Here is a 12,404-nt window from a genome sequence, read left to right as displayed (position 1 = left end):
GAGATGATCCTGTTGGTTGGATGTGTCAGAGGGTGTCAGACAAGGGCGCGCGCAAAGACGCCCTCATCAGAGTCCGGGATCGCCACCGCGCCGCAAACCTGCTGATAAAATTCCACCGGCCCGGCCTGACCGATGATGCCATAGGCGAACCCGTCGTCATGCAGGCGATGCAGTGCAGCGAGCAGGAGCGCCTTGCCAAGCCCCTTGCCACGGGCCTGCGGGTCGACGCCGGTGGGACCAAAGAAACCGCGGCAGGTGACGTCATAGCAGGCAAACCCCAAGAGGCGTTTGCCTTCGGTCGCAATCAGAACCCGCGCCGGGCGCGCAGCCAGCGCCACCGTGCACTCATCCACCCATTTGGGACTGAAATGCCGACTCACGAACTCCAGCAGGACATGCGATTCAAATGGCAGTGCAGGCCGGATCGTGAGGCCATCCGCCAGATCGGGCACCGGCGGCAGACGATAGAGCGGCACCAGCATATCAGGCATGGGCGGCCTCCGCGTGTTGCGCGATGAGGTGGCCGGGGCTGACCTCCTGCAAGGCACGGACAGGATGCGCGCTGAGGTCCCGCACCCGGCGTGCCTCGGCGGCAAAGCCCGCATCGCTGCCGGTCAGCCGCAGCTCCGGATCGGGCACGGCGGCGCGTAGCAGTTTCGTATAGCCATGTTGCGGCGCGCCCACGACCTCTGCGGTGGGGCCTTTCTCGACCACCTGACCGCGAAACATCACCGCCGTGTCTTCGGCCAGATATTCCGCCGTGGCGATATCGTGGGTGATATAGAGAAGCGACAGCCCGTGTTCGTCTTTCAGGCGCTGCATCAGCCCGAGGATGGACTTGCGGATCGACACATCCAGCATCGAGGTCGGCTCATCCGCCACGATCAGACGCGCCTTAACCGCCAATGCGCGGGCGAAATTCACCCGCTGGCGTTGCCCGCCCGACAGTTCATGCGGGAACTTTGCGGGGGTCGAGATCGGGTCCAGTTCCACATCCTCTAGGATCATGCGCAGGGCCGTTTCGGGATCGGCCTCCGGCTGGTGCAGCGACAGGGCGCGCAGCAGGTGATGACGGATCGTATGCGCGGGGTTGAGCGCCGAAAACGGATCCTGAAACACCATCTGCACCGCTTGCCGATAGCGCATCTGATCGGCGCGTGTGGTCAGCTCTGCGATATCCTGGCCCTCAAACAGGATGCGGCCCGAGGTCGGCGTGTGGTGCCCCACAATCATCCGGCCCACTGTGCTTTTGCCAGAGCCGCTCTCGCCCACCAGTGCCAGCGCACGTCCCGGCATCAGATCAAGCGAGACATTGCGCAGCGCATGCACCTTGGTTGCGCGGCCGAAGGCGGGGCGCAAGGTGAAGGTCTTGCTGAGACTATCAAGGCTGAGGATCGGGGTTTCAGACAGCATGACGCGCTCCTTCCGGGCGTTTGGCAAGGATCGGCATCGCCTCCCACAGGCTGCGGGTGTAGTCGTGGCTCGGGTTGGTCACGATCTGCGCGGCAGTGCCGATTTCGACAATCTCGCCCGCGCGCATGATGCCGATGCGATCCGAGATCTGCGCCATCAGTGCAATGTCGTGGGTGATGAACAGAACCGAGAACCCCAATTCGTCCTTCAGCCGCAGCACCTCTTGCAGGATCTCGCGCTGCACCACCACGTCGAGCGCGGTTGTCGGCTCATCCATGATGATGAGTTTGGGTTGCAACGTGAGTGCAAGGGCAAGCGCCACCCGCTGCCGCATCCCCCCCGACAGCTGATGCGGATGCGAATGCATGCGATCCGCCGGGATGCCGACCATCTCCAGCATATGGGCGGTGCGATCCTGTGCGTCCGCCTTGGTGATCGGACCGTGTGCGCGCAGCATGTCGTAGAACTGACGAAAGATCGTCATCACCGGGCTGAGCGAGTTCATCGCACTTTGAAACACCATGGAGACCTCGGACCAGCGCCACGCGCGCAAGTCCCTGTCGGAGAACGACAAAACATCGCGCCCCTCAAACATGATGCGTCCGCGGCGCACCAATGCCGGTGGTTTGTGCAGGCGCATCAGGGCATAGGCCACCGTGCTCTTGCCACAACCGGACTCGCCCGCCAGACCGAGGATCTCGTTGGGCTGGATCTCAAACGAAATGTCCCGAACAGCGGTGAAAGGCTCGCCTGAGGTCAGGTAATCGACCCGCAAGCCGTCGACAGAGAGAAGCGCGCTCATTGGCTGGCCTCCTGCATCCGTTGGCGCAACAGGCGCTTTTCGATCCGGAGTGCCTTGGCGACATTGCCAAGGGTGCGCATCCGGGGGTTTGCGATCTCGTCCACGCCGAAGTTCATCAGCGACAGGCCCACGCCGATCAGGACGATGGCGGCACAGGGGGCCAGCACCTCCCACCATGCGCCAACCATGATCGCCGATGCGGTCTGCGCATTATAAAGCATGGTGCCCCAGGACAGCGCCAAGGGGCTGCCAAGCCCGAGGAATTCCAGCGTCGCCTCGGTGATGATGGTGAAGATGACAGAGCCGATGAAATTGAAACCGATGATCGACAGCAGGTTCGGCAGCATCTCCACGAGGATCATCCGCCATGTGGGCTCGCCAATCATCGCGGAGGCCTGAATAAAGTCGCGGGTTTTCAGCGACATCGCCTGCGCACGGGTGACGCGCGCGCCCCACGCCCAAGAGGTCAGGCCAATAATCAGTGCAATCGCCCAGGGTCCGACCTGACCGAGAAACGCGGCCAGAACCAGCAGAAGCGGCAGTTGCGGCAGCACCAGCACCACATTGGTGAGGAAGTTCAGCACATCATCCACGAGACCGCCGAAATAGGCGGCGGTGATGCCGATGAAAGTGCCGATGGCGGTCACGATCAGCCCGGCAACAATCCCCACCATCAAGGAGGTGCGGGTGCCCCAGATCAACTGGCTGAACACATCGCGCCCCATGCGGGTTGTGCCCAGCCAATGCTCGGCCGAGGGGGCCTGATGCGGACGCCCCACACGGGCGATGGGATCGAAAGGGGCAAGCAAAGGCGCGGCCAATGCAATTGCGACATAGGCCAGCACGATAGCAAGCCCGATGGCCGCCTTGCGGTTGCGCAGGAAGGTACGAAGGAGATCTGACATCAGGCCCTCTTCAGTCTGGGGTCAAGGAAGACATAGGCCAGATCCACCGCGAGGTTCGCGAGCAGCATGGCGAGTGTCATGATGAGGAGCTGGCCCTGGATCAGCGGGAAATCCCGCCCGACGATGCCAAGGTACAAAAGGTTGCCCACACCGGGATAGTTGAACACCACCTCGGTAATGAGAGAGCCGCCAAACAGCGCCCCGAAACTGAGCGCCAGCGCGGTGACGGATGGCAACAGCGCGTTGCGGGCGGCATAGGCATAGCGCACGCGGGCATCGCTCAGCCCCTTGGCTTCGGCCATGGCGAGGTAGTCCTCTCCCAGCTGCCCGATCATGTTGTTGCGCATGGTGATAAGGTAGCCGCCGATCAGCACCACGCTCAGCGTCACCACCGGCAAAAAGCCGTGATAGGCCACGGAAGAGATGAACTCCCAGCTCCACGCCGGGTCCAGCTTGGGATCAAAGGCATAAGAGGTCGGTAAGAAACGGTTGCGCACCGCAAGGAAATACAGCCCGCAAAGTGCGACCACGACAGCGGGCACCGATTGCAGCGCCAATGCGGTCGGCGAGGCGATCACATCCGTAAGCTGCCCGCGCCGCCATGCTGCAAGCACGCCAAGAAGCGTGCCGATGGAAAAGGAAATCAACAGGGCCGAGCCGGTCAGGAACAAGGTCCACGGCAACGCCTGTGTCAGCACATCGGCAACCGGCATCGGGTAGAACTTGATCGACAGCCCAAAGTCCCAGGTAAAGATCGAGCCGAGATAGGCAAAATACTGTTCATGCAGCGGCGCGTCGATGAACCCAAAGGTGGCCATCAGCGCCTCGCGCGCTTCGGGTGCGATCATGCCACCGGAGTTCGCCAGCATGATATCCGCCGGGTTGCCGGGCAACAGGCGCGGGATCATGAAGTTGAAGGTCGCGGCCACCAAAAAGGCAACGGCATAAAAGCCGAGCCGCTTCAAAAGAAAACGCATCAGGTCAAACCATCTGTCGGGAGGGGGAGTGTGGCGCCAAAAGCGGGACCGCCCCTCAGATGAGCGGTCCCGAAGGTCGGGGAGGACTTAGTCGACCGGGCGCAGGTTCAGGAGGTGGATCAGACGGGCCGGATTGGTCTTGTGAACCACCGGGTTGGCCACCGGGTTGTCGGCATTAAAGAAGCCTTCAAAACGCTTGGTGTTGTACTGATACCAGCGCGGATTATTGAACACATAGGCCAGCGGCATGTCTTCACCGACGATCTTTTGCACATCGGCGATGATCGCCATTTGCTTGTCGGTATCGCTGGTCTGGGTGAAGGCATCCAGCAGGCCGCTCAGCTCTTTATTGTAGTAGCGCGAGGCGGCAAAGCGCGATTTGGCCTGATTGATCTCATGCAGGGAGTCCAGATACTGGTTGAAGGGGGTCGCACCGACACGAACGGAATTGATCGCCATGTCGTAGTCGCCCTTGATCAGCTTTTCGGTCCAGATCGCAGACTCGGGGGTTGAGACATTGGCCTTGATGCCGGCTGCATTCAGACCTTCAACCGCGATCTGGCTGCTGTTGACCCAGTCAGTCCAGCCATTGGGCACGATGACCTCAAGATCAATCTGTTCGCCATTCGGTGTCTCGACAAAGCCGTCACCATCGACATCCTTGAACCCGGCTTCGGCCAGCTGCGCCTTGGCCCCGTCGATATCGTACTGGGTGAACGCGCCGAACTTGTCGTCCACCTCGGGATTGTTCCACGCGTGATAGGCGCGGCCCAGTCCGGACGGATACTGGTTGATTGTCGGATAGCCGTAGCCCGCGATTTCAACCATCGCCTCGCGGTCAAACGCCATCGACACCGCACGGCGGAAGGCAACATCGTTGATCGCTTCTTTGTCGCCAGCCTCCTTGGCCTCAAAGTTCATGTAGAACGCAACCAGAGAGCCTGCGGGCAGCCAGTAGCTGTGATGCTCCGGGTCCTTGGCGACATAGGTGTTCTCGATATCGGGCAGGAAAGACCCCATCCAGTCCAGCTCGCCATTGGCGGCGGCTGCCAGCGCCTGATCGTTGTTGGCGATCTGCGGGAAACGCATGCAGTCGACCTTGAGGCTCTCGGCGTCCCAATAGTTGTCATTGCGACACTGGATGTATTCCTGCGGCGTAAAGCGGCGGATTTCCGTAAGCGGGCCAGAACCAACCGGATCAGGGTTGGTAAAGGTGACGGGGTCTGCAACGTCGCTCCAGATGTGTTCCGGCACGATCGGCACGCGCACGATCTGATACATCGCCTGACTGGAAGGGGTGGAGAGGTTGAACTGAACTGTCATCTCGTCGATTTTTTCGACGCCAGAGAGCATCTGCGCCATGCCTACGCTGTCGAGCGCCGGATCGCTCAGCGCCAGATCGAAGGATTTGACCACGTCATCGGCGGTGAACGCTTCGCCATCGGACCACTGGACGCCCTCGCGCAGGATCACGGTGATGGTGCTGAGATCCTGGGAATATTCAAATGCGGTCGCCAGACGGTAAATCGGCTTGCCGCCATCCAGCGCATTAAAAATAATCAGCGGCTCGTACATGAAATGCATGACCGAGGGCGCGGCGGTGGTCTGGTTGAACGGGTTGAAGTTCTCCACCCATGCGGTGACCTGTTCCGGCAGCGCACTCAGCACGGTTTCCTCTGCCTGAGCAGCGGTGGTCCAGAGCGCAACCGAGGCCAGCAGCCCGGCGGTAGCAGTGAATTTCATTTTCTATCTCCCTGTGATGACGGGTTTGCCCCGCCTCGTGTTCATCCGCCTGATACCGCCTTGTGACAGGTGGCCCATGATCGAATTCATGGCGGCATTTGGTCTCCTCACCAAACGCCGGGGATGTCCCACAATGAAGTCCGCGCTGCGCCTCCAATGGTACCCGAAAAATCGGAAATTTCGTCAAAACGCCGCGCGCGCCGTTTTCACGTATCGCAATTATAGAGCCAGACCAATCTGTTAGAGAGTCCGCTTGCCGATACACAGGCATCGCGATTTCGGCCGGCGCTCTTGCTTCGGCGGGCCGCAAACCGCAGGATCACGCGCAACAAAACCAGAAAAACCGGAGCCACCGTGCCGCTACAGGGAATTCGCGCGCGCCTGCTGTTCACCTTTCTTCTTGCGTCGGTTCTGCCGCTGACGCTGGGCGGCATGGTGTTCTATCGGCTGGTCAATCAGACCATCGCCACCGAGACCTTTCAGAAGGTGGCCTTTGTGCGTGATGCCAAGGCCAGCGAGATCACGCAGTATATGACCTATGCCCGCAGGCAGGCCGAAAACCTCGCCCAGTCTGCCAATGTGCGCTACTCCGTGGGGGAGTTTTATGGCTTTAGCCATGCGCTGCGGCAGATGGACGGCACCCCCGAGGACGCCGGCGCCAAGCTGCGCAATATTTTCGATATCGATGGCCCTGCAGCGCCCCCGTCCGGCATTGGCAGCGAGGATCGGCTGCTGCGCGAGGCGCTGGAGTATTCCAATACCCATCGCCGCTTTCACGCGGGGTTTCTCGACTTTTTGAACGAGGCCGAATTCGACAATCTCTATCTCGCGGATCGTCACGGTCAGGTGGTCTATTCGGTGCACAAGGACCGCTATCTTGGGCGCATGCTGGACCCGGGCACTGTTGGTTTGGGGCAGGCCTATAGCCGCGCGGTGAGCCAGCCGGGCTATGATCCGGTGTTTCAGGACTACGCATTGGATGCGGTCACCGGGGATCTCGTGGCCTATCTGGCGGTGCCGGTGCGCCTGCATGGCAGCAACAAGGGCGCGATGATCCTCCGCATGCCGCCCAACAGCCTGCAACGGCTGATGATCGAGAGCGAAACCGCCCTGACGGTGTTGTCGTCGCAAGGGACGATCATTGCCTCCAGTGGCGGGCCCACGCCCGGTGATATGCCAGATGCGATGAGCGGGGCGGATGGGGTCGCCCTGCTGGAGGCAGGTCTTTCGGGGGACCCGTCCCTGTCGGCCTGGCGGGTGCTGGACCCGCCGTTTCCCGAATGGACGGTCGTCGCCGAGGCGGATCGGGACACGGCCTTTGCCACCAGCCGCCAGTTGCGCAACGCGCTGTTCCTGATCGGGGCGGTGGCTGTCGCGGGTCTAGCGGTATTGTCCTTCCTGTTTTCCAACGCATTGACCCGCCCGGTCCGGCGCCTTTCAGAGGCCGCCAGCGCCGTCGCCACCGGCAGCCTGAACGAAGCGCTACCGGAATACGACCACCCGGTGGAATACGCGCGTCTCTCGCGCGCCGTGAACCAGATGCGGCGCGCCTTGCGCGATCAGCTCGACATGATCCGCGATAAGAACGCCGAGCTTCAGGAAAACCTGCGCCAGATCGGCGAAAAGAACGCAAAGCTCGAAGAAGCGGACCGGATGAAGGACCGCTTCCTTGCCAATACCTCGCACGAACTGCGCACGCCGTTGAACGGGATCATCGGCATTCTGGAAACGCTGGAAGGCGGCGCCATGGGCGACATGCTGCCCGCACAGGCGAGCCAACTGCGTCTGATCACCTTCAGCGCGCGGCGCTTGTCGCGGCTGGTGGATGATCTTCTGGACATCTACCGCATTCGTGAGGGCCGCATGCGGCTGGATTTGCAGCCCGTGGATGTCGCCCATGCGCTGCGCAACGTGCTGCAGTTGTTGCAGCCGACATTTCAGGTGGATCCGGCCAAATTCCACCTCGACCTGCCCGAGGATCTGCCCGCCGTCACTGCGGACCCGGTACGGTTTGAGCAGATCCTGTTCAACCTGCTGTCAAATGCGGTGAAATATGGCGGCGGCAGCGAGGTACATATCACCGCAGAGCGGCGTGCCTCGGGGCAGATGGCACTTGCGATCCGCGATCATGGCCCCGGGATTGCTGCCGATAGCATGGAGCGGATCTTTCACCCGCTGGAACAGCTGATGCCCGAAGGGTCAGGTCAGGCCACAGGCACCGGTCTGGGGCTTACCATTGCGCGCCATCTGGCGGATCTGATGTCGGGCAGCATCGAGGTCTCAAGCACCCCCGGCGAAGGATCGGAATTCCGGGTGCTCTTGCCGCAATCCGACCTGCCGGCGATTGCGCCGCTTGAGGAATGGCTGCCCACGCAACTTGCCCCGGCCCCGATGATGCAGTCCGAGACAGGCAACACCAGCCCGGCCGCACCGGATGGGTCGCCGATGATCCTCGCCGTGGATGATGAACCGATCAACCTGCAAGTGCTGCAAAATGTGCTGCAACCGCAAGGCTACCGTGTCACCACCGCGCGCAACGGGACAGAAGCGCTGCGCAATGTTGCGCAGGACCGGCCTGATCTGATCGTGCTGGATGTGATGATGGCGGGTCTCAGCGGGCTTGATGTGGCGCGGGATCTGCGCCGCCGCCACGGATTGCATGAGCTGCCGATCATTCTGCTCACCGCGCGCGGGCGCACCAGCGATATGCTTGCGGGGTTTGAGGCAGGCGCCAATGATTATGTGGTGAAACCCTTTGTCAAAGACGAGCTTTTGAGCCGCATTCGCACCCTTCTTGAGGCCAGCCGCGCCCGCAGCCGGGCCGAGGAAAACCGCGAGCTGAAAGAGGAAATCGAGCGTCGTATCCAGATCGAGGACGCCCTACGCCTGTCGCAGCGCCGGATGACACAATTGCTCGACACGCTGGAGGACGGGCTGATCTGCATCAATGCCCGTGGTGTGGTCACTTACGTCAATGACGCCGCGCAACAGGTTCTCGACCAGCGCGTGACGGTGAACCGCAGTCGCCTGAAGGAGGTTCTGCCCCCGGAGGTTCTGGCCCCGCTGGAACAAACAGAAGTCGAGGACGAGCCGATCCACATGGAAATCACCCTGCGTGGGACCTCGCATCAGGTCAGCCTGTTTGCCATGCTCCCCGAAGCTGGCGGTGGGCGTGCAGTGCTGTTCACACAAGCGCAAACCCCGCGCGCGCAATTCGTGCACTCTCTGCGTGATGTGGTCGACACCTCGCTGCCTTCCTTGATTACAGAAGATACCACCGAAGACGCCAGCGCCGCGCCCGGTGACAGCTATCGCGAAACCATCGTGGCGCTGATGTCGGACTCGCTGGAGATCTGGAGCGCCGCGACCGGCAAGGGCAAGATCGGCTTTGCGGAGACCAGTGGCATCTGGCGCGTGAATCTCGACAAGACATCATTGCAGACCCGCACGCTCGACAAATACCTGCTGATCGAGACCCTGCCCGACAACCCGCGCTGGCGCGACGTGCTGAAAACCGTGAGCTTTGTGCTCTCGCTCAAGGAACGCGACACCGTGGACGAGGCCCTCGCCCAGCGCTTTGATGCGATGGAAACCCGGCTGGAGGAGTTCCGCGCCTTGATCGCCCAGCGTGGCTGAGACTTAGTCGCCCAAGGGCTGCGGCCCCGTGCGACCGTGATAGGCGGTGAGAGAGGCCCGGATGCGGCGCAGGTTCTCGGTTGTGACCTCGCTGCGCGCCTGCGCCACGGACATTGCCAGCGCATCCACGATCACCAGATGAGCATAGCGCGAGGCGGTGGGTTTCAGGATGTCCGGATCTTCGGGCAGGTCGGCCTCGATCGCGATGGTCGCTTCCTGCGCCAACCGACTGCCGGGGCGCGTGATGGCCACGACCGTTGCGCCGTAGCCGCCGGCGATCCCCGCCGCGCTGACGATTTCATCCGCCGCGCCGCTGGTGGAGACCAACAGCAGCACATCATTCGCCCCCAAGGTCGCCGCGCGCATCTGCAACAGATAGCTGTCGGAGACCGCAACTGCCGGAATTCCAAGCCGAAACATCCGGTTGGCCGCCTCCTGCGCCACCATGGTTGATCCGCCGCCAACCCCGGCGACCACGATCTGCCCGGCCTCCGTCAGCGCCTGCACCGCCGCATCGAGCCGTTCTGGCACGATCTGCTGACGCATCACATTCACGGTCGCGTAGAGCGCGCCCAACACCTGATCGACCGCGCCCGCGCCCCCCTCGGACACGTCGCGCTGACTGGGCGAGAGGTACTGCAGGCTGACCGCGAGGTTCTGTGCCAGACGCAATTTGAACTCTCGAAACCCGTCACAACCCATGCTCCGGCAAAAGCGCACAACCGTGGGCGTGCTGACCCCCACCGCGCCCGCAAGTTCGGCGATGGTCATGCCCGAAATCTCCTCAAGATGTGCCGACACGAAGTCTGCCACCTTCTGCTCACGCGCGGCAAAGGTGCCGTTCAACTGGCGGAGGTTGGAGATCAGATCCACTGCGCCCTGTGCGGGGCCGTTGTCAGGTGTCGGCATCTGTCTCTCCGGTCATTTGATCAAGCGATTCTGTACCTAAGATACATTTTCAGGTCAAATCGCCATCGAATTCTTCCTTTATACATCCGTATTTGTAGCTAAGTAACAAAAATGACTTGACGGAACCCACGATACCTCCTGAATATGTACCTTAATTACAAAACGGGGAGTCATCATGATCGGGGATTTTGCAGGTCGGCTGAGCCACCAGATCAATCGCGGGACCGAGGTCATCCTTGCCGCGCTGATGGTGGCTCTGGTGCTCGACGTCTGGATCGGCGTTGTGGATCGCTACTTCTTTCACTGGCAATTGCCATGGCCCGAAGTGCTGGCGCGCTACCTGATGATCTGGGCCGCGATGCTGGCGGTCTCTTCGGGGATTGCGCGGCGCGAACATATCGGGCTGACGGCGGTCTTGCTGAACCTGCCCGCTCCGCTGCGCCGCGCCATGCTGATCGCCATCGACCTGATGACATTCGCCCTGTTTTTCTACGTGCTGTGGTTCGGCATCGGTTTTGCCGAAAGCGGTGCCAAGCGCCAAGCGATGATCCTTGGCGCGACGTTGCAGCCCTTCTATGCCGCAATCCCCGCCGCCGCCGCGCTGGCCTGCGTGCAGGTGGTGCTGGTGATGGTCCGCGATGCCGGACGACAGCTTGATCTGCCCGAAACCGATAGCGAAGAAGGAGCAGGCGCATGATCGTCGGCATCTGTTTTGTGGTCCTGCTTGCCGTCGGCATGCCGATCGGCTTTGCCATCGGGCTTGCGGGTGTCATCGGTATTTTCAGCATGGGCGGCGGCGTCACGTTCCTCGCCATCGGACCGAGCAAGATCTTCAACGGGCTCAATATCTTTCCGTTTCTTGCGATGCCCTTCTTCATCCTCGCGGGCGAGATCATGAACAGCACCGGCATCACTGGGCGGCTGGTGAAGCTGGCGGAGGTGCTGGTGGGTCGCTTTCGCGGTGGCCTTGCCCATACCAATATGCTGGCCTCGGTGTTCTTTGCCGGGCTCACCGGGTCTGCCACCGCCGACGCCGCAGCCTTTGGCCGCACGTTGGTGCCTGCCATGGTCAAACAGGGGTACAAACGCGATTACGCCTGCGCGGTCACGGCTGCGGGGTCAATCATCGGACCGACCATTCCGCCATCGGGGCTGATGGTGGTCTATGGCTCCTTGATGGGGGTCTCCATCGGCGGGCTGTTTGCAGCAGGGCTGCTGCCGGGATTGGTGATCTGTGCGGTCTGCATGGGCGTGATCGCCATTGGCGGCAAACGCGAGAACCTGCCCAAGGCCGACCGCGGTGCCACATTGGGAGAGGTCTGGCGGACGTTCCTCTCGTCGATCACCGCGCTCCTGATGCCGATCATCATCCTTGGCGGCATCCTTGGCGGCATCGTCACACCGACCGAGGCGGCCTCTATCGCTGTGGCCTATGCGCTGTTCATCGGCTTCTTCGTCTACCGCACACTGACCTTTCCCGACCTCTACGCAATGTTGGTGCGCACCGCGCGCATCACCGGTGTGATCTTTGTCATCATCGCCTTTGCCGGGATCTTGGGCTGGTGGATGAGTTTCGAGCGCATCCCGCAGGCCATTGCGGGCAGCGTGTTGGGCCTGTCGGAAAACCCTTATGCGGTGATCGCCATCATCATCTGCATCCTGTTGGTGGTCGGCATGGTGATGGATATCACCGCGATCCTGATCATCCTCGGCCCGGTGCTTGTGCCGCTCACCGAACAGATCGGACTGGAGCCGATCCATGCAGGCATCATCTTTGTGCTGGCGCTCAACATCTCTTTGATGACGCCGCCGGTGGGGGCCTGCCTGTTCGTGCTGTCCTCGGTCACGGGCGAGAAGCTGGAGCGGATCTCGGTCAAGCTCGCCCCCTTCCTGATCGCCGAAGTGATCATCCTCTTCCTATTCGCATTCTGGGAGGACGCGGCCCTGATGCTGCCGCGTGCGCTCGGATTTGCCCCCTGATCGGGGCCACCAAACCAACCATCAAAAAAACCAACAGTG

General features: G+C 61.6%; 10 protein-coding genes. 3 read left to right on the top strand and 7 right to left on the bottom strand.

The window, feature by feature from the left end; all coding sequences use genetic code 11:
- Positions 1-35: 35 nt before the first annotated feature.
- From ACXAF5_RS02260 to ACXAF5_RS02235, 6 genes are all read right to left on the bottom strand, one after another.
- Entirely contained in the window at positions 36-491 is a 456-nt protein-coding gene (locus ACXAF5_RS02260) for a GNAT family N-acetyltransferase (protein WP_474945387.1), read from the bottom strand.
- Entirely contained in the window at positions 484-1,413 is a 930-nt protein-coding gene (locus tag ACXAF5_RS02255; RefSeq protein WP_474945386.1) for an ATP-binding cassette domain-containing protein, read from the bottom strand. Before ACXAF5_RS02255 ends, ACXAF5_RS02260 begins: the two co-directional genes overlap by 8 nt.
- Entirely contained in the window at positions 1,403-2,215 is an 813-nt protein-coding gene (locus ACXAF5_RS02250) for an ABC transporter ATP-binding protein (protein WP_474945385.1), read from the bottom strand. Before ACXAF5_RS02250 ends, ACXAF5_RS02255 begins: the two co-directional genes overlap by 11 nt.
- Positions 2,212-3,120, bottom strand: a complete 909-nt coding sequence (locus tag ACXAF5_RS02245) for an ABC transporter permease (RefSeq protein WP_005623685.1) — start codon at positions 3,118-3,120, stop codon at positions 2,212-2,214. Before ACXAF5_RS02245 ends, ACXAF5_RS02250 begins: the two co-directional genes overlap by 4 nt.
- Positions 3,120-4,097, bottom strand: coding sequence for an ABC transporter permease (locus tag ACXAF5_RS02240; RefSeq protein ID WP_474945384.1), 978 nt, complete (start codon positions 4,095-4,097; stop codon positions 3,120-3,122). Before ACXAF5_RS02240 ends, ACXAF5_RS02245 begins: the two co-directional genes overlap by 1 nt.
- An 87-nt stretch (positions 4,098-4,184) precedes the next feature.
- Positions 4,185-5,840, bottom strand: a complete 1,656-nt coding sequence (locus tag ACXAF5_RS02235; protein WP_474945383.1) for an ABC transporter substrate-binding protein — start codon at positions 5,838-5,840, stop codon at positions 4,185-4,187.
- A 354-nt stretch (positions 5,841-6,194) separates the two neighbouring features.
- Between ACXAF5_RS02235 and ACXAF5_RS02230 the strand changes: the two genes are divergently transcribed.
- Positions 6,195-9,476: a response regulator gene (locus tag ACXAF5_RS02230; RefSeq protein ID WP_474945382.1), complete on the top strand. Its 3,282-nt coding sequence runs from the start codon at positions 6,195-6,197 to the stop codon at positions 9,474-9,476.
- A 3-nt stretch (positions 9,477-9,479) separates the two neighbouring features.
- Here ACXAF5_RS02230 and ACXAF5_RS02225 read toward each other — a convergent pair whose 3' ends face one another.
- Positions 9,480-10,385, bottom strand: coding sequence for a MurR/RpiR family transcriptional regulator (locus ACXAF5_RS02225; RefSeq protein ID WP_474945381.1), 906 nt, complete (start codon positions 10,383-10,385; stop codon positions 9,480-9,482).
- A 175-nt stretch (positions 10,386-10,560) separates the two neighbouring features.
- Here ACXAF5_RS02225 and ACXAF5_RS02220 point away from each other — a divergent pair, with 175 nt between their 5' ends.
- Positions 10,561-11,082 carry a TRAP transporter small permease gene (locus ACXAF5_RS02220; RefSeq protein WP_065325328.1) on the top strand — a complete coding sequence of 174 codons (522 nt, stop codon included), beginning with the start codon at positions 10,561-10,563 and terminating at the stop codon, positions 11,080-11,082.
- Complete coding sequence (locus tag ACXAF5_RS02215; RefSeq protein WP_474945380.1) at positions 11,079-12,365, top strand: TRAP transporter large permease; 1,287 nt, start codon at positions 11,079-11,081, stop codon at positions 12,363-12,365. Before ACXAF5_RS02220 ends, ACXAF5_RS02215 begins: the two co-directional genes overlap by 4 nt.
- Positions 12,366-12,404 lie beyond the last annotated feature (39 nt).

The organism is Epibacterium sp. ABV4_022 (assembly GCF_056159345.1).
Note: the sequence above shows the minus strand (reverse complement) of the source record. Positions and strands in the feature narration are given on the sequence as shown.

Bases quoted from the DNA above. Each gene is read 5' to 3' on its own strand.
- ACXAF5_RS02255 (WP_474945386.1), bottom strand. From the start codon at position 1,413: ATGCTGTCTGAAACCCCGATCCTCAGCCTTGATAGTCTCAGCAAGACC.
- ACXAF5_RS02260 (WP_474945387.1), bottom strand. From the start codon at position 491: ATGCCTGATATGCTGGTGCCGCTCTATCGTCTGCCGCCGGTGCCCGAT.
- ACXAF5_RS02220 (WP_065325328.1), top strand. From the start codon at position 10,561: ATGATCGGGGATTTTGCAGGTCGGCTGAGCCACCAGATCAATCGCGGG.
- ACXAF5_RS02225 (WP_474945381.1), bottom strand. From the start codon at position 10,385: ATGCCGACACCTGACAACGGCCCCGCACAGGGCGCAGTGGATCTGATC.
- ACXAF5_RS02240 (WP_474945384.1), bottom strand. From the start codon at position 4,097: ATGCGTTTTCTTTTGAAGCGGCTCGGCTTTTATGCCGTTGCCTTTTTG.
- ACXAF5_RS02235 (WP_474945383.1), bottom strand. From the start codon at position 5,840: ATGAAATTCACTGCTACCGCCGGGCTGCTGGCCTCGGTTGCGCTCTGG.
- ACXAF5_RS02245 (WP_005623685.1), bottom strand. From the start codon at position 3,120: ATGTCAGATCTCCTTCGTACCTTCCTGCGCAACCGCAAGGCGGCCATC.
- ACXAF5_RS02215 (WP_474945380.1), top strand. From the start codon at position 11,079: ATGATCGTCGGCATCTGTTTTGTGGTCCTGCTTGCCGTCGGCATGCCG.
- ACXAF5_RS02250 (WP_474945385.1), bottom strand. From the start codon at position 2,215: ATGAGCGCGCTTCTCTCTGTCGACGGCTTGCGGGTCGATTACCTGACC.